General features: G+C 47.6%; 20 protein-coding genes and 1 pseudogene. 9 read left to right on the plus strand and 12 right to left on the minus strand.

Going from position 1 to position 25,724, the window contains the following annotated elements; translation table 11 throughout:
• Nucleotides 1-86: 86 nt before the first annotated feature.
• The gene (locus HRU42_RS01205; protein WP_295028236.1) at nt 87-929 is read left to right on the plus strand and encodes a 23S rRNA (adenine(2030)-N(6))-methyltransferase RlmJ; all 843 of its coding nucleotides are present in this window, start codon (nt 87-89) and stop codon (nt 927-929) included.
• A gap of 81 nt (nt 930-1,010) precedes the next feature.
• On the opposite strand, the gene HRU42_RS01210 is transcribed toward HRU42_RS01205, so the two are convergent.
• The gene (locus HRU42_RS01210) at nt 1,011-1,133 is read right to left on the minus strand and encodes a hypothetical protein (RefSeq protein WP_295028238.1); all 123 of its coding nucleotides are present in this window, start codon (nt 1,131-1,133) and stop codon (nt 1,011-1,013) included.
• 31 nt (nt 1,134-1,164) lie between these two features.
• Nucleotides 1,165-1,371: pseudogene (locus tag HRU42_RS01215) on the minus strand (LysR family transcriptional regulator); the annotation flags it as partial.
• Between the two features lie 148 nt (nt 1,372-1,519).
• On the opposite strand from HRU42_RS01215, the gene HRU42_RS01220 reads away from it, so the two are divergent.
• Nucleotides 1,520-2,959, plus strand: a complete 1,440-nt coding sequence (locus HRU42_RS01220; RefSeq protein WP_295028240.1) for an MATE family efflux transporter — start codon at nt 1,520-1,522, stop codon at nt 2,957-2,959.
• Nucleotides 2,960-3,121: 162 nt separating this feature from the next.
• Here the strand turns inward: HRU42_RS01220 and HRU42_RS01225 are convergent, their stop codons facing one another.
• Together HRU42_RS01225 and HRU42_RS01230 are read right to left on the minus strand one after the other, a co-directional pair.
• Complete coding sequence (locus HRU42_RS01225) at nt 3,122-3,733, minus strand: lytic transglycosylase domain-containing protein (RefSeq protein WP_295028348.1); 612 nt, start codon at nt 3,731-3,733, stop codon at nt 3,122-3,124.
• Nucleotides 3,734-4,231: 498 nt separating this feature from the next.
• Complete coding sequence (locus HRU42_RS01230) at nt 4,232-4,801, minus strand: LemA family protein (protein WP_295028242.1); 570 nt, start codon at nt 4,799-4,801, stop codon at nt 4,232-4,234.
• Between the two features lie 1,065 nt (nt 4,802-5,866).
• Between HRU42_RS01230 and HRU42_RS01235 the strand changes: the two genes are divergently transcribed.
• Nucleotides 5,867-7,453, plus strand: coding sequence for an AbgT family transporter (locus HRU42_RS01235; RefSeq protein ID WP_295028350.1), 1,587 nt, complete (start codon nt 5,867-5,869; stop codon nt 7,451-7,453).
• A gap of 272 nt (nt 7,454-7,725) precedes the next feature.
• Here the strand turns inward: HRU42_RS01235 and HRU42_RS01240 are convergent, their stop codons facing one another.
• The 3 genes from HRU42_RS01240 to HRU42_RS01250 form a co-directional block, all read right to left on the minus strand.
• Nucleotides 7,726-10,869, minus strand: coding sequence for an efflux RND transporter permease subunit (locus tag HRU42_RS01240; RefSeq protein ID WP_295028244.1), 3,144 nt, complete (start codon nt 10,867-10,869; stop codon nt 7,726-7,728).
• A 15-nt stretch (nt 10,870-10,884) separates the two neighbouring features.
• On the minus strand, nt 10,885-12,060 hold the full coding sequence (locus HRU42_RS01245) for an efflux RND transporter periplasmic adaptor subunit (RefSeq protein ID WP_295028246.1): 1,176 nt from the start codon (nt 12,058-12,060) through the stop codon (nt 10,885-10,887).
• 383 nt (nt 12,061-12,443) lie between these two features.
• Complete coding sequence (locus HRU42_RS01250; protein ID WP_295028248.1) at nt 12,444-13,142, minus strand: DNA-3-methyladenine glycosylase I; 699 nt, start codon at nt 13,140-13,142, stop codon at nt 12,444-12,446.
• Nucleotides 13,143-13,398: 256 nt separating this feature from the next.
• Here HRU42_RS01250 and HRU42_RS01255 point away from each other — a divergent pair, with 256 nt between their 5' ends.
• Nucleotides 13,399-14,049 carry a glutathione S-transferase family protein gene (locus HRU42_RS01255; RefSeq protein ID WP_295028250.1) on the plus strand — a complete coding sequence of 217 codons (651 nt, stop codon included), beginning with the start codon at nt 13,399-13,401 and terminating at the stop codon, nt 14,047-14,049.
• A 26-nt stretch (nt 14,050-14,075) separates the two neighbouring features.
• Here HRU42_RS01255 and HRU42_RS01260 read toward each other — a convergent pair whose 3' ends face one another.
• Nucleotides 14,076-14,606 carry a thioesterase family protein gene (locus tag HRU42_RS01260; protein WP_295028252.1) on the minus strand — a complete coding sequence of 177 codons (531 nt, stop codon included), beginning with the start codon at nt 14,604-14,606 and terminating at the stop codon, nt 14,076-14,078.
• 165 nt (nt 14,607-14,771) lie between these two features.
• The gene (gene prlC, locus HRU42_RS01265; RefSeq protein ID WP_295028253.1) at nt 14,772-16,814 is read right to left on the minus strand and encodes an oligopeptidase A; all 2,043 of its coding nucleotides are present in this window, start codon (nt 16,812-16,814) and stop codon (nt 14,772-14,774) included.
• Between the two features lie 946 nt (nt 16,815-17,760).
• Here prlC and HRU42_RS01270 point away from each other — a divergent pair.
• From HRU42_RS01270 to HRU42_RS01285, 4 genes are all read left to right on the plus strand, one after another.
• Entirely contained in the window at nt 17,761-18,300 is a 540-nt protein-coding gene (locus HRU42_RS01270; RefSeq protein WP_295028254.1) for a hypothetical protein, read from the plus strand.
• Nucleotides 18,301-18,446: 146 nt separating this feature from the next.
• Complete coding sequence (gene gorA, locus HRU42_RS01275; protein ID WP_295028255.1) at nt 18,447-19,802, plus strand: glutathione-disulfide reductase; 1,356 nt, start codon at nt 18,447-18,449, stop codon at nt 19,800-19,802.
• A gap of 212 nt (nt 19,803-20,014) precedes the next feature.
• Nucleotides 20,015-20,506, plus strand: coding sequence for a hypothetical protein (locus HRU42_RS01280; protein WP_295028257.1), 492 nt, complete (start codon nt 20,015-20,017; stop codon nt 20,504-20,506).
• 112 nt (nt 20,507-20,618) lie between these two features.
• Nucleotides 20,619-21,575 (plus strand): putative sulfate exporter family transporter, encoded by a 957-nt coding sequence (locus HRU42_RS01285; RefSeq protein WP_295028259.1) that lies wholly within the window; start codon nt 20,619-20,621, stop codon nt 21,573-21,575.
• Nucleotides 21,576-21,641: 66 nt separating this feature from the next.
• Here the strand turns inward: HRU42_RS01285 and HRU42_RS01290 are convergent, their stop codons facing one another.
• The 3 genes from HRU42_RS01290 to HRU42_RS01300 all read right to left on the minus strand — a co-directional run bounded on the left by HRU42_RS01290 (nt 21,642) and on the right by HRU42_RS01300 (nt 23,893).
• Nucleotides 21,642-21,791, minus strand: coding sequence for a hypothetical protein (locus HRU42_RS01290; protein WP_295028261.1), 150 nt, complete (start codon nt 21,789-21,791; stop codon nt 21,642-21,644).
• Between the two features lie 201 nt (nt 21,792-21,992).
• Entirely contained in the window at nt 21,993-22,634 is a 642-nt protein-coding gene (locus tag HRU42_RS01295) for a paraquat-inducible protein A (RefSeq protein WP_295028263.1), read from the minus strand.
• Nucleotides 22,635-22,714: 80 nt separating this feature from the next.
• The gene (locus tag HRU42_RS01300) at nt 22,715-23,893 is read right to left on the minus strand and encodes an HD-GYP domain-containing protein (protein WP_295028264.1); all 1,179 of its coding nucleotides are present in this window, start codon (nt 23,891-23,893) and stop codon (nt 22,715-22,717) included.
• Nucleotides 23,894-24,323: 430 nt separating this feature from the next.
• Between HRU42_RS01300 and HRU42_RS01305 the strand changes: the two genes are divergently transcribed.
• Nucleotides 24,324-25,682: an isochorismate synthase MenF gene (locus HRU42_RS01305; protein WP_295028266.1), complete on the plus strand. Its 1,359-nt coding sequence runs from the start codon at nt 24,324-24,326 to the stop codon at nt 25,680-25,682.
• Nucleotides 25,683-25,724 lie beyond the last annotated feature (42 nt).

The following is a 25,724-nucleotide window of genomic DNA, read 5'->3' on the forward strand; positions in this document are numbered from 1 at the left end:
TTAAGCCACTATAATGCGCGCAATCACTCGAATGAATCTAACCTGTCACGTCATTCACTAGGTTCAAGCTAAATTTTGGAACTCTCATGCTCAGTTATCGCCACGGCTATCATGCCGGAAATTATGCCGACGTATTAAAGCACGCGCTCTTGCTACAAGTACTGAAATCACTGCATAAGAAAAATAAGCCACTGGCCTATATCGATAGCCATGCAGGTGCAGGTGGATATGCCCTCACCGATGAGTTTGCCCAAAAAACCGGAGAATACCTGGACGGTGTGGCTAAGCTTTGGGACAAGCAAGATCTACCAGAATCACTACAGCAATATATTGATGATGTTAGACACTTCAACCAAGGCAAGTCAGAATTAAGCTTCTACCCCGGCTCGCCAGCTTTTGTCGATATGAACATGCGCCAGAAAGATCGTATGGTATTACATGAGCTACACGGCGCCGATCATGCCCTGCTTGACGAGCAACTCGGCGCAGATAAGCAAGTGCGCGTCATCAAAGGCGATGGTTTAGCCGGGCTGATAAGTGCCGTCCCCCCCCAGGAGCGCCGCGGCGTGGTGCTGATCGATCCTAGCTATGAGATGAAGACCGACTACCAGGATGTTCCCAACGCGTTAATCAAGGCCTATAAACGGTTTTCAACTGGGGTTTTCATGCTCTGGTATCCTGTAGTCAAGCGCGCCCAGACCGAAGAGATGCTTAAGATACTCATCGGCAGTGGTATCAAACGTCAGCTTAGAATCGAACAAGCGGTGAAAGCCGACAGTGATGAGTTTGGCATGACCGCTGCGGGCCTGTGGATCATCAACCCTCCTTGGCAGCTAGATGAGACAGCCACAGAGATGCTCGACTATCTTGCTCCGCTACTCAATCAAGGTGGTGGCAAGGTCACAGTGAAATGGGAAGTCGGCGAATAACCAGCCAACCCCAACACGTTAAAACAAACAAGCCGCTATTATGCGGCTTTATTTTTAGCTGAACATAGGCACAAGATGGTATTAAAACCGCTCACAGTATGTCCCTTGGTGGAAGATCATCTGCCATTCGCCAACATCTTCATTCAGTTTCCACAGCGAGCTTCTCAGTGAATAACGGACAGCATATTCATCCTGTTGCTTCATCGTGGCCCGATACCTCAGCTGAGCGAGATCATTGGATAAACATATCTTCACCATGTTTAGTCAGCACAGGTAACTTGGCACTGCGATCGAATAGCTCAAATCCCAGATCGACCTCAAGATTAGCAATCGCGGTACTGATCCTGGATTGTGCCCTGCCCAGCTTTCTTGCTGCCGCCGAGAACGAACCATGGTTCACCGCAAGCACGAAGGCTTCCAGCTGATACAGAGTCCAGTTCATATTATCTCTCCCATATTCACCTCTTAGGCTCATCTAAAATTGTTTGATGCATCCGATTATCGGATACGAACTAACTTAATCAATCCGAAAATAAAGGGTAACCTAATGCCACATCCAGATCCCACACTTTCCAATGCAGAAGTGATCTATGCAGGCCAGCGAGCTCCATCCAATATCCGACTCTTCGAAACAGAACATTAACCGCACCTTCTGGCGTTATGCTATTCCGTCGGTAGCAGCCATGCTGGTTAACGGCTTCTATCAAATTGTCGATGGCATCTTTATCGGTCAATACCTAGGTTATGAAGGCTTAGCCGGCATCAACATGGCCTGGCCAATCATCTATCTCTTTGCCGGCATTGGCCTGATGATCGGCATGGGTTCCGGTAGCCTGTTATCAATCAACCGAGGGCAACAACAAGCCTCAACCAACATAGATACTGGCAAGAACACACACGCTCAATCACTCAAGACAAACCATACTTTAGCCACTGCAACAGTCCTCATCATAGGTTTCGGCTTGTTAGGCTCCCTGATGCTGTCTATGAGCGGAACCGGCCTGTTACTGGCACAAGGCGCAACCGGTAGCACCTTAATACTGGCCCAAGAATACCTAGATCCCTTTAGCTGGAGCGTCATTTTTACCATCCTGGCCGCGGCGATCCCGATCTTAATTCGCAACGATGAGAGCCCAAACCTAGCCACTAGCTTGATGGTGATGGGAGCGTGTCTCAATATTTTGCTGGATTATATTTTTATCGTGCAGATGAACATGGCGCTTCATGGTGCAGCAATTGCGACTGTTGCGGCCCAAATAGCCGTGGCGACTTGCGGAGTCATCTATTTCCTATCTTCTTTTACCAAGGTGAAAATCAGTAAGTTAACTCTTAAGTTTGCGAGTATGCGGTTTGATTTTAAGTTAGCCAGACAGATATTACTCTTAGGTTCATCGAGTTTTGTCATGTACCTCTACACCAGTTTCGTGTTCGCACTGCATAACCGACTCTTTATGGAGTATGGCTCACCAGTCACCGTAGGTGCTTTTGCCATTGTCGGCTACCTGATGGTGCTCTATTACTTTGTTGCCGAGGGATTAGGCGAAGGGATGCAACCACCGGTGAGTTATTTTTTCGGTGCCAAGCAAACGGAAAACATCGAGAAGGTGCTAGTTCTAGCGACTAAGGTCACCATCACAGCGGGAATAGTCTGGTTACTCATCTTGAATCTGTTCCCGAGTAGCATCATTGGCCTCTTTAACGCGGAGGATACCAAGCTGATACAGGAGGCTACATCTGGCATACGACTACACTTGTTTGCCATGTTTCTCGATGGCTACCTGGTGTTAGCGATCATGTTTTTCATGGCTGTCAATCAGGGCAAGAAGGCGCTAGCTATATCTGTAGCTAATATGTTCGTCCAGCTTCCCTTGCTCTACTTCTTGCCCCCCTGGCTCGGTGTCAAAGGCGTATGGCTCGCCATGCCTATCTCTAATGTGCTGATGTTTATCATAGTCGCGCCTATGGTTTGGCATCATCTGAAGGCAGATAAGGAACGCGAGGTTGATCGGTTACTAGAACCTAGGAACTAGGTTCTAGGATTTACGGTATCTTTGTAGAAGGATCCTAACTCGTTTTACCTAGGCCTGAGTTTCTGCCAGGTAGAGAGTCTGGAATCCCCTTCTTAGCTTGCTTTGAGTCGGATCAAACTAGGATTTACGATAACGTTGTAACAGAATTTTCACTCGTTTTACCTAGACCTGAGTTTCTGGGTACGGTGGAATCCCCTTGTAATGAACAACCGTGCTGGGGCCTGCATTATAGGCGGCACAGGCAAGCTCAATGTCACCATCGAAGCGCTTTAGCATCTGAGCCAGATATTCTGCGCCACCCTCGATGTTTTGATCCGGTTTAAAGGCATTAATCACGCCTAACTCTTTGGCGGTTTCCGGCATCAACTGCATCAAGCCCATGGCTCCGGTGCGAGAAAGTGCAAACACATTGAAGGCTGATTCTGCGTGGATCACCGCGCGAATGAGCGCCGGGTCCAGCTTGTGTCTCTTAGCCGCTTGGGCAATCAATTCATCATAGTCATGGGAAAACAGTGGCATCCTACGCCAATCCAGATCTGAGTCAGGAGCGCAGGCATAGCAGTCATAAAGCAGCACCTGATAATCATTGCCACCCGGTGCATGATCTGCAAAAACCATCAGCCCATTGGCTTGTTCATACCGATAGACTTTAAGTTGCTCGCTGCCATTGCCAGTTACGCCAATCGATAATCCCCTAGTCTTAGAGCTACTTGGCTTTAAATAGCTGGGTATGGGTGTGCTTGATACTTGAATTAGGCTGTTGTTATCCAGCATATAAGGTTTATTATTTTTAGCCGCTGTCGAAATTACAGCACCGGGCGAATTAACGCTTTTTACCCAAGCTCCCGAACCCTGAGTACCAGGTGATCCAGTATCGGTAACCCCGGCATCCCTTGCTGCAGTATGACGAGGTTTCTCACCGATTTTCTGAGTCACCACCAGCCCGCCTTCTGAGTAACTAGCCTTATAGTGAGGCTTTTTCTGTGGTTGTAACTCTGGTTGTAGTGCTAGTTCGGCCTCATTTTCCGCCTGAACTGGGCTCACGAGCAGCAAGATACCTATGATGAGACTCAAGAGTGAAAATGTGATCAAACACCTATGCCCATGCTCTCCTTCCATTGCGTTCCCACACTTTTTTACCATTTAGAGCCCTGTGTACTCGTCGAGTTTAAGTACTTCTATCATAGCAAACAGCTGCTGCATCTCTTTATTCATTTGATTTAAAACTAGTTTACAAGGAATGGGTGCGGCCCAAGAGACCGCAACATCAGATTATTTAAGAAAATCAGCCGCATCTATCGTTGCTTTCGAGGCCTCATCGGCTTCATAGAAAGGCATAACCTTGATATTGGCCATGGAGGCTATGATAGAGCCAGGGAAAATCTCAACCGCATTATTCAGCTCAGTGACTGCGGCATTATAGAAACGACGCGCAGCCGAGATATGGGCCTCGACTTCATTATACGTTTGCATAGCCTGTAGCATGGTATTGTCTGACTTAAGCTCAGGGTATGCTTCAACGTTGAGCATAAGCTGGCCCATCTTGTTATTAAGCTGTTCGGCAACAGCGAGATGCTCCTTTATCTGAGCAACATCATTGGTGTCATATGATTGGGTCGCCTGCCCCCTCAGCTCAGTAATATCGGTCAATAATGATTTCTCATGGTCCATAAATTTTTGAGCTATTTTCAAAATATTCGGCACTAGATTCGAACGTTTCTTGAACTGCACATCGATACCAGACAAGGCTTCACGACCCGTATTACGCTTTTTCACCAGGCTGACGTACCAAAGGTAGGCGATAATCACTACTAATCCCACAGCTAACAGCAATCCTTCCATCTTATGTCCTTGTTATTTTTTTTTCGCGACAATTTACTTGGCTTTTTGATTAAGCCTTAACCCTCTACTCTTACTTATTTTTTACATTATTTCCATACTTTTATATAAAGGTCTAATGAAGATAAAGAGGCTGCTTATTGCACTATTTTAAGCAAACCTGGATGTTTACCCTGCTTTCAATCGACTAAACCGAGTAAAACATCAAGGGGGTAAGCCAAACATTGATTAAAGCCAATAAATAGGTCATTAAATTAAAAAAAAATACACAACCCATAAAAGCTATTGATTTAAATGATAAAAACAAAACGTCAATTATGATAAAAAATAGACACTTACTCAGAAAACTAGGTGAAACTAGCGAATTTATGCGCATCTAACTCTAAATTATTATCATTAAGGTAAGCATTGACTAAGCGTAGACACATTTTAGGTCTTTTGATGAATAAATCCGTAAGGCGGATGCGCACCAGCCCATCAATGGAAATATGTACACTCATAAATATCAATTTCGCACTATCTTAATCATGATTCAGCATTCATACAGATAAGATCGAGTAGATTAGGTGTTAAGCAAACAGTGTTAATCATCTCCCTGGATTTAAACTCTCTTTGCTGGAAATAATTCTAACAACCAGTTCTTAAGCACCAAACTAGTTGTTAAGAAAACATAGAACCCATTAGCCTCTTAGATTAGAGGCATTTTTTTGCCTGTAATTTAATGAAATTACACAAGTTAATTATTTTATCATTCAGTTCCGGTACAGCAGCGGCTTGCTATATTAGCCATCAAGCGAACATCATCCCATTGGTTCGAACTAGTTGTTACTTCTCTAATTGTTAGTGCAAGCGCACATGAATTATCCCTTTTGGACCCATACTTGGGTCCATTTTTTTGCCTTAAATTAAGCTTCAATTAAACCTACTAAGACACTATTACCGGTCCACTCGGAAATCCCGAGTTTAAAAACCAAAAAAAGCCAGTGACTAAGTGGCGACAAAAAGGCCCACAGAGGCCAACATTGAAGGAATAAGGGTATGGGTTTAAATAAAGATGAGAGCATAGATATGCCTCTAAAATCATCGGGTTCACCTGGGGGAGAGAGCGGCGCTTTCGTGCGTTTTCTCAATATTGTCGAGCGATTAGGTAATCTACTCCCTCATCCCATCACACTATTTGCCATGTTTTGTATCGCCGTTATCGTTATCAGCGGTATCGCAGGTTATTTCGAACTCTCTATCACCGACCCTCGCCCCCTAGGCTCATCGGGACGCAGTGAAGACGGCCTCATTCATGTAGTCAGCTTGATGAACGCCGAAGGTCTGCGAATGATCGTCTCTAATCTGGTGACGAACTTCACCGGCTTCACCCCCCTCGGCACCGTACTGGTAGCCTTGTTAGGTGTGGGAATTGCCGAACGCTCAGGCATGCTTTCTGCGGCTATGCGTTCATTAGTCATGGGAACCTCTAAGCGTCTGGTCACCTTGACCATAGTCTTCGCCGGTATCGTTTCAAATACCGCGTCCGAGCTAGGCTATGTGGTTCTGATCCCGATGGCGGCGATGATCTTCCATTCTCTGGGCCGTCATCCGCTTGCTGGGCTGGCAGCGGCTTTCGCCGGAGTATCCGGAGGTTATAGTGCTAACTTACTCTTAGGCACAGTCGATCCGCTGTTATCGGGTATCACAGAGGCGGCGGCTCAGATGATCGATCCTGTATACACGGTTGGGCCAGAGTCCAACTGGTACTTCATGTTCGTCTCTACTTTTCTCATTACTATTTTAGGCGCACTTGTCACCGAGAAGATTGTCGAGCCTAAGCTAGGCAAATATGATGCCAGTGAAGCCGCTGTCGACTTAAGTCATCAGAAAATGGACTCAGTCAACGCTCTAGAGAAGCGTGGCCTCAAAGCCGCAGGGATAGCCATACTGGTACTTTCCGTATTACTGGCACTGACCATAGTTCCGGAAGGTGCGCCACTGAGAAATCCACAAACAGGTTTAGTGGCCGACTCGCCCTTTCTTAAGGGTATTGTCGCCTTCATCTTTATCTGTTTTGCCATACCAGGCCTGGTCTACGGTAAGGTTGTTGGCACCATGAAGCGTGATAAGGATGTCATCGATGCCATGTCCCACAGCATGAGTTCCATGGGCATGTACATAGTGCTAGTCTTCTTCGCCTCGCAGTTTGTTGCCTTCTTCAAATGGACAAACTTAGGCGCTGTGCTGGCCGTTTCCGGCGCCGATGCACTCAGCGCCATCGGCCTAACCGGTCCCTTGGTGTTCCTACTGTTCATCATGATGTGTGGTGTCATCAACCTGATGTTAGGCAGCGCCTCGGCTCAATGGGCTGTAACGGCTCCCATCTTCGTGCCCATGCTAATGCTGATAGGCTATGCGCCGGAAACCATTCAGGCGGCTTATCGGATTGGAGATTCGGTGACTAACTTGATCACCCCTATGATGAGTTACTTCGGTCTGATCCTCGCAGTCGCTTCCCAGTATAAGAAGAACTTAGGCATAGGCACGCTTATCGCCACCATGCTGCCATACTCCATCGTGTTCTTTATCGGTTGGACCCTGTTCTTCTTCCTCTGGGTGTTCGTATTGGAGATGCCGGTGGGACCTGGGGCTGCGACCTATTATACGCCTTAGGAGAAGCCACTAGGTTTTACGAGGACAACTAAGACGAAGTCGGGCTTCGCCCTATGAGGGCGCGACTTCGTCGCGTTAAGGAAAGGCTAGAATTTGTGCTTGTTTTTCCTAGCAGGCACAAGGTGCCGCTCTCGAAGTGAGCCGGCGAGCGCTCTCCTAGCCAACTTATTGGCGTCCTCGCACCTTCTCTTACTTCCTTTTAACCAACAAAAAACCCGGCAATGTGATTGCCGGGTTTTTTTAAGACCTTATCGAATTGAGCCCATCACTTGCTATCGCGTAGCACTGGTCTCGGCTTCGACTGCCTTCTTCGTCTCTCGTCTGCTAAAGAGTCGCTCGACAACCACGAAGAAGATTGGGATGAAGAATATTCCGATAAAGGTCGAACTCAACATGCCGCCTAGTACACCTGTACCTATGGCATTTTGGCTACCTGAGCCAACACCGGTACTGATGGCCAGAGGGACGACACCCAGGCCAAAGGCCATGGAAGTCATCAGGATAGGTCGTAGACGTACCCTTACCGCATGCAAGGTCGCATCGACAAGGGTTGCCCCTTTCTCATAGTATTCCTTGGCAAATTCCACGATCAGAATGGCGTTTTTAGTCGCCAGCCCCACTGTGGTTAACAGCGCCACCTGGAAGAATACGTCATTAGGTAATCCGCGGGCATTCATGGCAATCAGCGCACCAATAATACCCAGAGGCACCACTAAGATTACCGCGAACGGCACAGACCAACTCTCATAGAGTGCCGCCAGTACTAGAAATACCACCACGATAGACAGGGCATACAAAGCCGGTGCCTGATTACCCGATAGGCGCTCCTCATAGGATAGACCGCTCCACTCGACACCGAATCCTGGTGGTAACTGCTTCACCATCTCTTCGATATCGTTCATGGCGTCACCTGTACTATAGCCTGGTGCCGTTCCACCTTGGATGTTCATCGCGGGCAGACCGTTGAATCGTTCCAGTCGAGGCGATGCATATTCCCAAGTCCCAGTAGCAAAAGCTGAGAAAGGCACCATCTCACCTTGGCTGTTACGCACATACCAGTAATCGATATCACCCGGCTGCATGCGATACTCGGCTTCGCCCTGCACGTACACCTTCTTCACGCGGCCACGATCGATAAAGTCATTCACGTATGACCCACCCCAAGCCGTACTCAGCACGCTGTTCACCGAGTTGATGTCAACACTCAAGGCGCGGATCTTAGCCTGATCGATATGTATCTGGTACATGGGCGCATCTTCCTGACCATTCGGGCGTACGCCTATCAGGTTAGGATTTTTCGATGCCATACCCAGCAAGATGTTTCTCGCTTCCACCAGCTTGTCATGGCCTTGGCCATTTCTGTCCTGCAGATAGAAGTCGAAACCGTTCGCCGTCCCCAGCTCGATTACCGCCGGAGGCACAAATGCAAATACGAAGGCTTCCTTCATCTGCATAAACATCCCCATGGCTCGTCCCGCAACCGATTGAATATCTTGTCCAGGACCTTCTCGCTCGGCCCAGTCCTTCATGCTGACGAAGGCGATACCCATGTTCTGACCGCTACCCGCGAAGCTGAAGCCAGAAACGGTAAATACAGATTCCACGTTGTCACTTTCTTCAGAGAGGTAGTAGTCGGTAACGGTTTTCATCACCTTCTGAGTACTCTCCAATGTTGAGTTCACCGGTAAGATCGCTTGCGTATACATGATGCCTTGATCTTCATCTGGCAAGAAAGCGGTCGGCATGCGCATAAAGATCCAACCCACGGCGACGGTTATCGCCAAGTAGGTCAACATGACACGGCCTGTACGCTTGATCATGGCGGCGACTGTGTCGGTGTAACGCGATGTCAGCTGGTCGAAACTGCGATTAAACCAACCGAAGAAGCCAGTGTTAATATGCGTCTGCCCCTTTTTCATTGGCTTAAGCATGGTGGCACACAGGGCTGGAGTCAGAATCAAGGCAACCATCACAGACAGTCCCATGGCCGACACTATCGTCACCGAAAACTGACGATAGATGACACCCGTAGATCCCGACATAAATGCCATGGGCACGAATACTGCCGATAGGGTCAGACCGATACCCACCAGGGCGCCGGTAATTTGATCCATGGACTTCTTGGTGGCCTCGACTGGGCTTAGCCCCTCCTCCTGCATCACACGTTCGACGTTTTCCACCACCACGATGGCATCATCTACCAGCAAGCCGATGGCCAGTACCATGGCAAACATGGTCAAGGTGTTGATGGAGAAACCGAGCGCCGACAGAATGGCGAAAGTACCCAATAACACCACAGGCACGGCTATGGTCGGAATGAGCGTCGCCCTGAAGTTTTGTAGAAACAAGTACATGATCAAGAAGACCAGCACGATGGCTTCCAGTAAGGTCATCACAACACCTTGGATGGATTGCTCCACGAATGGTGTCGTATCATAGGGGTAAACCACTTCTAACCCCTGGGGGAAGAATTGCTGCATCTCATCGACCTTGGCGCGTACCGCGTTAGCCGTTGCCAGTGCGTTAGCACCGGTTGCCAATTGAATGGCAATTCCCGACGCAGGCTTACCATTATAGAAAGACTCTGATGCATAGCTTTCTGCACCTAGCTCGACCCGAGCCACATCCTTAAGGTACACGTTGGCACCGCTGGGATCTGACTTGATGATGATCTGTTCGAACTCTGTTACTGTTTGCAAACGACTCTGTGCCGATACCGTCGCATTCAGCTCCTGGCCAGCTACCGATGGAGAGCCACCCAACTGTCCCGTTGAGACTTGATTATTTTGCTCACGTATCGAGGCCATGATGTCTACACTGGTCAGTTTATACTGGGTCAGTTTCAGAGGATCTAGCCAGATCCGCATCGCATACTGAGCACCAAACAGCTGCACAGTTCCCACACCTGGCACTCGGCCCATGGCGTCTTGTATGTTAGACGCCACATAATCCGAGATGTCGTTCTTATCTAAAGAACCGTCTTGAGAAACGAAGCCCAACACCATCAAGTAGCCAGCACTCGACTTACTGACATCAACACCTTGAGCCTGTACTTCCTGAGGCAACAAGGGCATAGCAAGCTGTAACTTGTTCTGCACCTGTACCTGAGCGATATCAGGATCCGCCTCCGCATTGAAGGTTAGGGTGATCTGCGCATTACCGAAACTATCACTGGTCGATGTGATATAACGCAAGTTATCCAAACCCGTCATTCGCTGCTCGATGACCTGAGTCACCGAATCAGCCATGATCTTAGCCGATGCACCTGGGTAAACGGCGCTGATCACTACCGATGGCGGCGCAATATTTGGATACTGAGATACGGGTAGGCTAAAGATCGACAAGACCCCAGCCAGCATAACAATAATGGCGAGCACCCAAGCAAAAATAGGGCGATCGATAAAGAAACGAGCCATAACTCTACCTTACTGTTATTTTTGGTTAGTCGATTGACTGGCAGGTGTACTCGCCGAATCATCTGCAGTGATAGCTACAGGTGTAACTGAAGCGCCAGGGCGAATTTTTTGTAATCCTTCGACAATGAGGCTATCACCGACGGCAAGACCATCTAGGATACGCCATTGATGATCGATCACCTCAGCTGTGGTCACGATTCGAGTTTCGACCTTGTTGTCGCTATTGACTATCATAGCAACGGCCTGACCCTTGGTATTGCGGGTGATCGCTTTTTGCGGCACCAGAATAGCTTCAGGATCGGTACCCGCATTGAGCACTGCACGCACGTACATGCCAGGCAGAAGCAGACCATCTGGATTAGGGAACTCGGCTCTCAAGATAACCGAGCCGGTATTTTCATCGACACTCACCTCGGCAAAGCGCAACACACCCGTATGGGCGTAAGTCGTACCGTCTTCGAGAATAAGCTGCACATCTGCGTTATCGCTTGCCTGTAACTTACCTTGCCTAAGCTTGGCCTTTAAGCGCAAGACTTGTGCGCTGGACTGAGCGATATCCACATTGATGGGATCTAGCTGTTGAATCTTCGCCAACGTCTGTGCCTGATTTGCCGTCACTAACGCACCGGCTGTGACACTGGATTTGCTGATCCGGCCCGAGATAGGCGCCTTGACTTCGGTATAGACTAAATTAATCTTGGCGGTATTGATGGCGGCATTAGCCACGACCACATTGGCTAGCGCTTCTTTATACAGGGCATCGGCTTCATCGAAGTCTTGCTCGCTGATGGCATTGGTCTTGATCAAGGCTTTAAAGCGTAATGCTTTCGCCTTGGCTGACACTAAACCTGCATTAGCACGCGCCAGTTCGGCTTCGGCGCTAATAACGGCCGCTTCATAGGTTGCCGAGTCAATCTGATACAGAGACTGGCCCTTCTTCACATCACTGCCTTCGACAAATGTACGTTCGGTAATGATACCTGTGGCCTGTGGCCTAACTTCGGCCTCGAGGAATGCCTTACTCCGTCCCGGCAGCTCGACGCGAATATCTTGCGACTGGGTCTTAATCTGAATAACGCCAACTTCCGCGCTTCTTGGACCTTGACCTTGCTTAGCATCGCCACTCTGCCCACAAGCAGTTATCCATAACGCCACACTTAAAAACGAGGCAATTTTCACTATTTGCCGCATAAGAACTCCTATCAAAGCAACCGACCAGACATGGTATCCCGAACAATAGCAACGACTATTTCAGGTATATTTGGCAGCATAAATTATTGGGTAATATTGAACCTGCCTTTATCTCACACCTGAACAGAGTCAACAAGATAAACTAGCTGTAAATTTGTAAGTTAATGCAAATTTAAACCGATAAATCATAAGTTTATGTTACGAGCAGGTTAACACGGGTGGCATTTCAGACTCTAGAACACTGCTTGCTTCTAGGCAGATTTTTACTTTCAGCCTACTCCTTTACACAGGCTACGGAGCCTGACTAAAATACAGAAGCGCTAGGCAGTAGCATCACAGGTAAGCTGACGTTGGCCTAGACTGTCAAGACTCCTAGCAGAAATTTAAACTCTATTATCCCCTACGCCGTAAGCGAGAATACGGCTAATATCGGCAAGACTGCGACCCGACTCTTGTTGCCAGACATTGAATACGGCTTGCACCTGCTTTAGTCCGCTCTTAGTACTAAAACCAAAGTCCACCAGCTTGTGCGCTTTCATATATGCCTGCACGTCGCCGGTCAGCAGGAAGGTATCCTTACCCATGGCCCGCAGAAAGTAGGGACCCGTGTTACCGCCGAGTCGAGTGCCTCGGCGTTTAAGCTGTGCCCACAAGCCGGTGATATCCTCACTAGGCCAATTGGCAATAAACTCGGCCAAGCTGCCGTGCTCCCTGGCAATATCTTGAATCATCAGCGCATTATCATAGATGGCCATGGTTTTTTTCATGTGCCTAATAAGCGTCACATCGCTGGCTCTATCATGTAACTGCTCAGGCGATAGCATCAGCACCTTCATAGGCTCGAAACCGAAGAAGGCTTTCTCGTAGGCAGGCCATTTATTGTCGACGATGCGCCAAACGAACCCGGACTGGAATACCTTCTTGCTCATCTCAGACAGGAGTTGAGCATCGCTATACTCACCTAGCTCATCGACGCTAAGATTCAAATTAGGATTATCCAGCAGGCTCTCCAGACCTTCATCGCCACCTTTGCGGTCACTGGCTCTTTGATAGATGGCAGAGTAAGATTCTTGTCGACTCATATTGAAATATCGATTCCTAATTAAAATAATCTGTCCATAGTAAGAAATATAAGACAGAAAGCAATGACTCCCATAGAGACTCCAATGCGGCTGGACAAAAAACCAGCAAACATCTAGTTTTAATAACGAGCAAGTTTAATCCTGACGAGCAACAGATTTTAACCTAATACTCGGATAGCTTATGGATTTGCGCTCTAACCTGTAGCGACTAAAGTTATCTATAGGGCTTACTGTTAATCTTTGAGGGCGATCGCTGATGGAGCTGTTTTATCATCCACTCTCGCGCTATTCACAGAAAGTCCTCGTCGCTCTCTACGAAAAACAAGCCAACTTCTACCCCAGGATCACCACCCTCACAGATCCCTTCTCCCGTAAGGCCTTCTGTCAGTTTTATCCGCCGGGTAAGCTGCCACTGCTCAAGACTAAGACTGGGCAGCTGATCCCTGAGTCGAGTATTATCATCGAATATATCGATACTGAATTCTCCACTGGCACTCGCTTGCTACCTAAGGAGCATAGAATCGCTCTGGATACGCGTTTACAAGATCGCCTAATAGATCAAGATTTCAGTGATAGATTATTTGAACTCGAACATCAAAAACTCGAGTCAGGAGATAAAAACCAGGTGCGAATAAAGCACTTAGAAAACGACATTAACCGCTTCCTCAAATACTTAGATGCGATATTAGAAAATAAGCACTGGCTGTGTGGTGATAGCTTAACGCTGGCAGACTGCGCGCTTTTCCCATGCCTATATTGCGCGCAAGACCACTTTAAATTTTTTGAATATGACAACCTGGACAGATACTGGCATCAGGCTCAATTAAGAGGTGCATTTCAACAAGTAGCAGAGGAGGTCGATCTGGCACAGATAGAAGCCCTCTCGGGAAGAAGGCCGATCCCCTAGAATGGGTGCTTAAATCCTAGGAGCGGTTAAATATTTCGCTCTTTCTTCAATTGCAGAAACTCTTTCCATTTCACCACTTCCGGGGGCAGCTCTGGGACAGGATCATCAAAGTTCACTTCTTTAAGCATGGTCGCTATGGGCACTTGCTTGCCTCGACACACGAACACGCCGCGTACATGTACTATGCAGTGCAAGGTATCGCCGCTGACAAATTTTTGTTCGATATAGAAATATTTCTCGTCCCACCCCACCAACTTGGTTTCTATGTCAAACTTAACGAAGGGCTTGATGTCTCTGATATAGGTAAACTCGGCTGCATTAACGATTGGCATCCATTTCATCTTGATAAATTTCTTCAAAAAACCCATCTCGGCCATCATATAGGTACGGGCCAGATCCAGAAATGCTGGATATCTCGAGTTGGTGACATGCAAATTAATATCACAATCGAAAGGCAAGGCACGATAGCTGATACGGCTGGTGTCGAGGAAACCGATAGCATTACAATGGCGAACTCGCCAAAGCAAGAGCCAAATTAGCCGAAAATAGAGATTCATTAACTGTCCTGAACACATTGTTTGCCGAAGGAATCAGCTAGGCTAACAGAGGTCATACCAGATGACAAGCCGACCATTTCGCTGCGATTGTCGAATTAACAACGGAAAAACAAGCAAAAAAATGCCGCCCTAATAAGCATAGAGCGGCATCTAGGGGGCAGGCTATTATTCGCCGCCGATACCGCTATGACGAAGCAGGGCATCTATCTTAGGTTCACGCCCACGAAAACGCTTGAACAGGGTCATCGGCTCTTCGCTGCCACCCATCTGCAGGATATTTTCGAGGAAACTACGACCGGTTCCTAGGTTAAATATCCCCTCCTCTTCGAAACGGGAGAACGCATCGGCAGAAAGCACTTCGGCCCACTTGTAGCTGTAATATCCTGCGGCATAACCACCGGCGAAGATATGAGCGAAGCTGTGCTGGAAGCGATTGAAGTCGGCGGCTTTGACCACGGCAACTTGTCTACGCACCTCATCCAGTTTGGCTTGAATCTTAGCCCCCTGCTCTGGGCTATATTCCAGATGCAGTCTGAAATCGAATAGCGAGAACTCGAGTTGACGCAGCATCACCATGCCTGATTGGAAGTTCTTCGCCGCTAGCATCTTATCTAACAAGGCTTGCGGTAATGGCTCACCGGTTTCATGATGACCGGAGATTTCGGCTAACGCCTCCTCCTCGAAGCACCAGTTTTCCATAAACTGACTAGGCAGCTCTACCGCATCCCAAGGCACGCCATTGATACCAGAAACGCCGGCAACATCTATCTTGGTCAGCATATGGTGAATACCATGGCCGAACTCATGAAACAGGGTCGTCACCTCATCGTGAGTGAACAAGGCTGGCTTGCCGTCAACTGGAGCGTTGAAGTTACAGGTCAAATAAGCCACAGGATCTTGCAGGCCATTGGGTGTCTGACGACGGCCACGACAGTCGTCCATCCAGGCACCACCACGCTTGCCTTCACGAGCATAAAGATCTAGATAGAAGCTGCCTCTATGTACACCGTCACTATCACTGATATGGAAGAAGCGCACATCGTCATGCCAGCTATCGAACCCTTGCTGCTCTTTAACACTCAGGCCAAATAGACGAGACACGGTATAGAACAGACCCGAAAGCACCTTATCTTCGGGAAAGTATGGCCGCAGTAACTCTTGAGAGATCTCGTATTTGTGATGCTTCAGCTTCTCGGCATAAAAGCTGAGATCCCAGGGCTGAAGCTCACTGGCATCGAACGCTTGCTTGGCAAATTCTGTCAATTCCGCCAGCTCGGTCTTGCCTTGTTGTTGAGAGCGGCTCGCCAGCTGATTAAGAAATTCCAGCACTTGCTCAGGCGTTTCGGCCATTTTAGTGGCCAATGACTTATGGGCGAAGCTCTCGAAACCTAGCAACTGGGCTAGCTCGTGGCGCAGGGCCACAATCTCATCCATCAAGGGGCCGTTATCATATTCACCGGCGAAGGGGCCCTGATCGGATGCTCGAGTCACAAAAGCGCGATAGCACTCTTCACGTAGGTCACGATTATCACTGTAAGTCATGACGGGGAGATAGGATGGGATATCTAAGGTAAATAGCCAACCTTCAAGCTCCTTGGCTGTTGCCATGGCTTTGGCCGCGGCAATCGCAGACTCGGGCAGGCCGGCTAGGTCGCCCTCATCTGTGATCAGCTTACTCCAGGCCTGAGTGGCATCGAGCAGCTGATTCGAAAAGCGACTAGTCAGCTCAGACATACGCTTGACCAGCTCACCATATCTGAGTTTGTCTGCATCGCTGAGGCCGATACCTGACAGCTCGAAGTCACGCAGACTATGCTCGATAACTTGTTTCTTGGCCTGGCTCATCTGTTCGAATTCACTCGATGCCCGCAATGACTTGTAGGCTTCATAAAGTGGCTGATGCTGACCGACAAAGGTGCCGTACTCAGATAACAGCGGCAGGCAGGCATCATGGGCCTCGCGCCACTCTTCACTACTGACCACAGAATTCATGTGAGAAACTGGTGACCAGATCTTGCCTAACTCATCGTCCACCTCTTCTAGAGGGGCCACTAAATTATCCCAGGTAAAGGTTTCTGACTGGGCTAACACTTGATCGATTTTACTGCGGCAATTAGCGATGCCTTGCTCTACAGCCACCTGAATATGTTCAGGTTTAATCTTAGAAAATTGGGGTAACTTGGTGCTGGTAAGCAAGGGGTTGCTCATGTTTATTCCTCAGCAAATTAACGAGTATGTCTAAGAGATATGGGCGAAGAGAGTCATATTCAAGAAAGATCGCTAAATTCCGGTATAAAATTCTATACCAACCCTATTAAATATGTGATCTTTCAGCGGGAGTTCAAAGCACTGTAGGCAAGGTCTATATATTGCTCCTGCAATATATACATTTACCACATCCATGTGGCTTGCGGATGCTTGAAGCTAATAGTTATTCTCGGCAACAAGCTCCTGCGTTGCTCTACCTTCTGCATCTGACCTCCATGGAAGGAGGGAATGACCATTTCTACATCAATGCGCCTTGAATTGAAAAGCCTGAGTGGCTCTGAACTGAGCAAATATTTGATGAGGCTGGTATTGCCTAGCAGACGAAACCCGAGGAAGCCTTGACCAGCTTCAAAGTATTGATTCACACGTAATTTACAGGTTAACTATTGATAACTAGCCCACAAGTGAAACACCTTCTCATTTACAATCCAGGGGTGAAGAATATCATCCCATAGACACCACTTCGCCTAAATCAGTTTAATTATGCACAAGATGATTACGTTAGCACTCGTTTCCATTCTGGTCATTGCCATTGTTCCCGCCCATGCAGATGATATTTCAAACCTAGATGACTCGCATAACATCAATAGGTTGCCAGCAAGAATAGCCCTTGGCAATTGAGCCAAGGTCTGACTCTTACTCCCTACATTACTCAGGCATTTGACTTGGAATTTCTAACCTGAATACGGCTAAGCAAAACGGTGTAGAGATAAACTTGCTTAAACCTCTGTTTATCGTCTAAATTTACCCTAACTCATGGTTAAAAAGTGGATGCTGAGCAATCAAGTCACAAGATCTACACGAATGGCAAGGAACGCCGTTAGCCTAATCAAATTTAAAGTATCCAGCATCTAGACTCGAAGTTAGCAATACAGAGGAACAAGGAATGTCACTCTTCAATATCCACACACTGGTTGCGCGTCAGCATTGTTTAGTCAAGTCTATAGGGTTACTGCTGCTCTTGTTAGTTCACTCTCCTTGCCAAGCCAACGACAACACCTTACTCACCAATGCCGATGCACCTCCCCTGGGCATAGGTGTTGCCTTAGACAGTGAAGGTAAACCGATTGCCATGCCCACCACGGGAAGTGCCCTTGAGTATCGGTCGCCACAGAACCACAGCTCTAAAAAAACCAACAGCAAAAAAAGTAACCCCTCTCAACGCACCAAGAAAAAAAGTGCCAACACCCAGTCGAGAAAGCAGAAGTTAACCAGTAGAGCCAATGTCGCCAACGATCCCAGTTGCCGCTGGCTCGACAAGCGCATGGATAAATTAGAGCGAAGCCTAGCTTACGCCGGCAACCAAACAAGCTATGGTTTTCATCGAGACGAATTAACCATAAGACGACAGGAGTGGCTGTGCATGAAGTGTGGTGCCCAGGGGCCAAACCAGAGAGATCGTCAATCTTGCCAGTATCGGCGTTAACTGCAATTTTTTGGCTGGGACATAATGTTGAAATTTAATCTCTGTATTACGGGTCTGAAGATAGAGCGCTGGTTCAAGACATAAATTCCCTCTACAATGAGGCATGCTTTTTCGAGCAACTTTTTACAGACCTTTTGGAGATAAAGATGGCCCAACATTTTGACTATATCTGTCTTGGCGCAGGTAGTGGTGGTATTGCATCGGCGAATCGTGCGGCTATGCGCGGCGCTAAAGTACTTCTTATCGAGGCTAAAGCCCTCGGCGGAACCTGTGTCAACGTGGGCTGTGTACCAAAAAAAGTGATGTGGTATGGCGCACAAGTCGCCGAAGCACTGCACCTTTACGCCAAAGATTATGGCTTCGATGTCACGGTAAATAAGTTTGACTGGAGCACCTTAGTCGACAGCCGTGAGGCCTATATCGATCGCATCCACGGCGCCTACGACCGTGGCCTAGAAAGCAACAAGGTCACCTTAGTCCGCGGCTATGGTCGCTTCGTCGACGAGCGCACCATAGAAGTCGATGGCGAGCATTACACTGCCGATAATATTCTTATCGCCACCGGTGGTTCACCGACAATCCCCAATATTCCTGGCGCAGAACACGGTATCGATTCCGATGGTTTCTTCGCACTCAGGGAGCAGCCTAAACGTGTCGCCGTTATCGGCGCTGGGTATATTGCCGTCGAACTAGCCGGTGTACTGCACTCTTTAGGCAGTGAGACGCATCTATTCGTGCGTAAACACGCACCACTGCGCAGCTTCGACCCTATGCTGAGCGAAGCCTTGATGGAGTCTATGGCTACAGATGGCCCTAGCCTGCACATCAATAGCACGCCGCAAGCGGTAGAGAAGAATGCCGATGGCAGCCTGACCCTCAAGCTTGAAAATGGTGAGCGCTATGAAGTCGATACCCTGATCTGGGCTATCGGCCGTAAGCCTTCTACCGGCAATATCGGTCTTGAAAACACGCAAGTTAAGCTTAACGATAAAGGCTATGTCATCGTCGACGAGCAGCAAAATACCAGCAACCCGGGGATTTACTGTGTCGGTGATATCATCCAAGGCGGCGTCGAACTGACTCCGGTTGCCGTTAAGGCGGGCCGTTTATTATCCGAGCGTCTGTTCAACGGCATGACCGATGCCAAGATGGATTACACGCTTATTCCGACTGTGGTATTCAGTCATCCTGCGATTGGCACCATGGGGCTCAGCGAGCCAGACGCCATTGCCGAGTATGGCGCAGACAATGTCACCGTCTATGTCTCAGGTTTCACCTCCATGTACACCGCAATCACTGCTCATCGTCAAGCCTGTAAGATGAAGCTGGTCTGCGCCGGTCCGGATGAGACAGTTGTCGGCATACATGGTCTAGGCTACGGCATGGATGAGATCCTGCAGGGCTTCGGCGTCGCCATGAAGATGGGCGCGACCAAGAAAGACTTCGATTCTGTCGTGGCTATCCACCCAACGGGCGCGGAAGAATTCGTTACCATGCGATAGTTATCGGCTGGAAATAGTATCCCCCTCATTAAATTCATTACTTTAATGAGGGTGATTTTTATGACAGGCATTATTGCTTCGTCTTCGATTAGTCTTGCGCGTATACATACTCTCTCCCAGTTAAATAAGCCAATAGTGCTAAATGGCTAAACGCCTGTTGACTGTGTTTGGCAGGCTACAGCTCTATACTCAAGCTATAAAAAGGAAGTGGTATGAATAAAATAGGATTGCCCAAGAGAATGGAGATAAAAAACCAGCATGATTCTCTGACTATTTCCCGGCAGTGGTTTAGCTGGTACTTTATGCCTGTCGTTGCCATTTTTATGGTTATGGATACCTTTATTTTCAGTTTGGTGTTGAACTCAAATTCAGCGTGGGAACGTTTGATGCTTATAGGCATGGTGCTGCTATCTATCTATTATTTACTCAGCATATTTCTTAACAAAACCACCATAGTCGTCACCAGGCAAGAGATCCAAGTTTCTCATTCCCCCTTACCATCATTTGGCTGCAAGAAAATAAAGGTTAACGATATAACGCAACTTTATACTAAAAAAGTGTTTTGTAATCAGAATGGACAGACCTCATATTCGGTATATGTTATCAAGCGCAATGGTACGGATGAAAAATTAGTCAGCGGGTTTATTTCCGACCAACAAGCTACTTATACTGAACAACAAATAGCACAATACTTAGGCATTTAAACTCCTGTTTACACCGATTCAATTTTATTGAATCGGTAACTAAAATTAATTGAATTTATTGACACTAGTTCTCTGGCTATAATCATTAGCCGTTTTACTTCAACTAGATCCTATGGCAGTCGACAAACAGACATGGCAGCAAAAATTGCCCATCATTAAACAGTATCTGCCTTTTTTCTTAATCGCATCCCTGTGCCTGCTGCCGGTTATCTCCTCGCCTATCGCCTTAATACTCGGTTTTACCTTAGCGAGCCTAGGTTTAGTGCCCGCCAAGCTAGATATTGCGTCACTGACTAAGCGATTATTGTCATATTCGATCATTGGCTTGGGATTCGGTATTCATCTGCAGACCGCAATCTCTGCCACCTTAGACAATCTGCCGTTGATCTTAGGCTCAATAGCTTTCACTCTAGTCTTAGGCTACTTATTGACTAGGGCGCTGGGTTTCGATGCCAAGACGGGACACTTGATCTCGGCCGGCACGGCTATCTGTGGCGGCAGTGCCATCGCAGCTGTGTCACCAGCCATCAATGCCAGCAGCCAACAATCGGCTATTGCCTTAGCCACGGTATTTATTCTTAACTCGGTCGCTCTATTCCTGTTTCCCGCCCTGGGTCACCTGTTTGCCATGAGCCAGTATGACTTTGGTGTATGGAGCGCCATAGCGATACACGACACCTCCTCCGTTGTGGGAGCAGCCGCTGCCTACGGTGAAGAAGCGCTGATCACAGCCACTAGCATCAAACTCGCTCGCGCATTGTGGATCATCCCAATCGCACTCATCAGCGCCATGCTGTTTGGCGGTGACAAGAAAAAGATAACCATCCCCTATTTTATCGGCTTCTACTGCCTAGCCATCGCTATCGCCCACTGGTTTCCTCAGGGACAAAGCGCATATCAGGCCATTTTCGAGCTATCCAAGCGACTATTAGTTCTGTGTCTGTTCTTGATAGGGACGGGGATCACTGTGAGTAAGATGCGAGCCGCCGGAGCGAAACCTCTGATACTTGGGGCAACACTCTGGCTGTCTATCGGCACAGGTTCGCTGTTGTATATTTTGTATGTTTAACAGGAGTTGTAAGTTTTGAGTTATAAGCGGGAAGCGGGTCTTTTATTTGCCAGCGATGAGGCTAGATCACTTCACTGGCGCGGGTTTATATCCGAGCACTAACCATAACAAGCATGCGAAGGCGCCGAGATCGATTAGGGCTCGAATTAGACCGCTGGTGAGCATTGAGGCGATAACGAAGACGGCACAACATAAGATAATTAACCACTGCTTCATGCTCTAACCTCCGGCTGACTTTGAATAGGGCTAGCGCTCGACGACTCTGAAATATAGCCCAAATAACGCCACAAACTGGCATAAATAGAAATGCGCAGCAGATCTATCTTCAGTGATGATTATTTATCAGAATACGATTTAATCCCAAATACCCATTTTTAATAACAAATAGCTAGATCGGCTAAGGCTGAATAAAAATATCTAACTCCTAGCCTCAATCCCTGAGCCATCGCTGGTGTCAACCGCTTCACTTCTACGGCGCATTAGATAGCTACTGAGAATAGAAAAAACACAATAAGCGCAAAAATAGTAGAAACCCACACCGAAACTCGCAGTAGTTTTTAACAGCTCTCCCATTCCCGCCGAGGCGTTACCCGCCATATAGCTCACCATGAGTGCCACCACGAACACATCGGCCATCGACCATTTAGCTATGCTGCCAGTAAACTGACTAAGCCTGAATTTAGCCTTAGGGGTAATTGGCCCTTGCTGTATCAACATCAAGATCAGTTTCAATGCCGGAATGACGACACTGAATAACCCCACCAGCAGAGCCACCAAGATATTTCTAGACTGGTACAGCTCCTCGACGGTCCCCCAGATACTGCGCGTTTTCTGAAAGACCTCTACCTCACCTTGGATGGTATCTAACCCTAACATGCTCGACATCATGGTTAGCATATCGCGCGCGCTACCACTGCCATCGGCCAGATGACTGATCCCAGCCTGAGCCAGCGCTGATTTCTCTATGCTGCCACTGATACTTAAAATAGGCAGAGTCACACCAGGGACCAATAAGGCCAGAGAGAGGAGGATAACGATTGCAGGTAATATTGGCTTCATGTTGTGCTCAGCAGATAGTGAACTGCAAATTATACCTGTGATGTAACAGACAGATCAAAAACAGCCTAATTTAAAAGGGGCTAGTAAAATGGAGCAGGATCGACATCCAGACTTCTTGGGGAAACACCACGCTCGATATGTAGATTTGACTTGAGTAGATCGACCATGGTCACCCTGGTATAGCGTTTAAGTTTGATGGAATAGAAACATTTAAGGATCGGATGCAGAGCATCCCTGTCCTTTGCCTCCCAGACTATGCCTATTCGGCCGTCCGATAACTCCACCAATGACCCCACAGGATACACACCCACACAGCGGATAAAGTCGTAAACCAATTTCTCATCCAGATGAAATGGGGTCAGGCTAAGGAGAATTTTAAAGGCGGCTGCTGGGCTCATAGCCTCCTTGTAACATCGGGTTGCAGTCAGAGCGTCAAAGATATCCACGATACAGCTCATGCGCCCATGCAGGGGGATTTCATCTCCCTTAAGACCTCGAGGATAACCACTACCATCGAGCTTCTCATGATGCATCAGACAAATATCTTTACTGAGATCAGACAAGCCCTTGGTCTCGGCCATAATATCGATGGCAAATACCTGATGCTGTTTTATGTGTTCGAACTCTTGAGGAGTTAATTTCCCTGGCTTGTGCAGCACCATATTATCGACCTTAATCTTACCGATATCATGTAAGATCCCACCCACGGCCATCTGCCTGAGGATCTCTTTATCCAGCTTCAGGTATTTACCGAAGGTAATAAGCAGAAATGCGACGTTGACCGAGTGCTCTAACAGATAGGCATCTTTAGTTCTCAGGGCCGATACACACTTGAGAGCATCATCGTCAAGCAGTGCAGATTCGATCATATTGTCGGCCAGGGCTTCAAATGGCTCGACCTCGATGGCTTTGCCCTCGAAGACTTCTGACAACACCTTCTTGACCAGATCTTTCGCCTCGACGATCAATTTCCTGGCCTCTTGTTGTGACTTATCTCTGCTTGGCGTATTTTTCTTAACTACGGGCTTAGGTGAGATGGCGCGCTTGAGTCCACAGCTATCGGCCGAGCGTTCGATATCTATCCACACATATTCGATGCCACTTTGCTTCAGTTTAACAATCGTATTTCGATTACGGATCCGTCCTGCATTGGCAATGCTGAGCAGATCTTTCTGATCAATGGCCGACACAAACATACCTACGCCCAATTTAGACACAGGAAATTTAATCAATGCTTTAGAATCCGTCAAACCGTCCATGTACTCATATCCACCCGAATGTTCTAGGGATATAGCGCCTTTTTAAAAAACATTAGCCGCATCACCCTGATACATTTTTATATAATTATTCAGAACGCCAGATACCTTACCGACACATATCTCGAAAAATAGTACAAAAGGGGGACATTGTATTACTAGATAAGTTAAATCACCACTTTAAAACACCATTAACGCCATGTTCGACCAAAATCATTTGATTAACAAACATCTCATAACAGAAAGTCCTGAGATCTTGGTTGTAGAAAATTAAGCCCAAGCTCACAGCTTACAGACCTACAACTTGACAGCTTTTGGCTCGCGCTTTACTTTGTCGCAAAGTTTGTTATTACTAATTGTTTTCATGAGTCTTAATGGCTAAGTTCATGTCGTTACATGACCGTTTACTGTTCTGATCTGTTTGGAGTTTTTATTGGCTGCCCTATTGCTGTCACAGGCTATCTCGTCTCTTACCGATAAGCTGAAAAAATTTAATTTCCTGTCCCCTAGTGATCCCATCATTCAACTGTCCGTTAGTATCAAAGCCATACCTGTTATAGCCTGGTTATCAGCTCAACCAATTTATCCAAGGATCTATTGGAAAGGCAGAGATACCGAAGAAGAAGTCGCCGCTATTGGTAGCTGCAAAGACTTTTTTTATGCCGAGGCTGTAGACGATAACGAGCTCGCCATGGCGTACCAGCAGCAGCGCGCACTAACCAATAATCAAGACATTCGCTATTACGGCGGTGTCGCCTTCGATAGAACAACTGAGTCTTGGCCTGAATTTGGCCGAGCCAGATTTGTTTTACCCCAAATAGAGTTAAGACGCAGTGGTACTGAATATAAATTGCTGGTCAATTTGAATTGTGAAAATCAGGATACCGAGTCGGAACGTCGACAGGCAATCGAGGGCTTAGCTAGCTTAGCCATCCCTAGACCATTACCACCGCCAAACAAAGTCAGTTTGCTAGGTCGTAATGATAGGCCGGATCACTATCATTGGACAGAATTAGTCAATAGGGTCACTCACCCGAAATTTATCCAAGGCACTCCTAAGGTGGTGTTATCTCGTCTGACTCAACTGGAAGTCAATGAAGAGGTTAATCCTTGGATGTTGCTCGCCTGCTGGCAAGGTCGAAATCCAAATAGCTTTCAATTTGGCTTTCAATTTAGTCCGGATCGTACCTTTATCTCCTGTACACCGGAGCGCCTCTTCCGCCGCCGTCAGAGAGAGCTATTTACCGAAGCATTGGCGGGCACAACGACACGTGGGCTCAATCAAGAAGAAGATGCCTTACTCGCAAAACAGCTAATGGAAGATAGCAAGAATAGCCATGAAAACCAGTTGGTAAGACAGCATATCGTCGATGTGCTCAGCCCCTTAAGTAACTATGTCGGCGCTGAAGAAATACCTAAGGTATTTAAATTAAGTCATATTCAGCATCTGCATTGCTCCATTCGCGCCGAGTTAAAACCTGGGGTGGATGATTTCCAACTATTACTTGCCCTGCACCCGACCCCAGCCGTGGGAGGATTACCCAAAGAAGCGGCAATGAACTTTATTCGCCAGCGAGAAGGGTATAACAGAGGTTGGTATGCTGGCGCCTGTGGATATTTTAATAAAAATGACAGTGAATTTGCCGTCGCTATTCGCAGTGCACTGATTGAACCCGGTCGAATTAACTTGTTTGCCGGTGCAGGCATAGTGTCTGGTTCTGAGGCTGATGCGGAGTGGGTAGAGCTGGAAAATAAGCTCACCACGATACTCTCCATATTAACGGAACTCTAAACCCTGCGACACGTTTAGATGCTAAAGCGACTATTCGTTCAC

It is taken from the genome of Shewanella sp. (genome assembly GCF_013214165.1).
GTDB lineage: Bacteria > Pseudomonadota > Gammaproteobacteria > Enterobacterales > Shewanellaceae > Shewanella.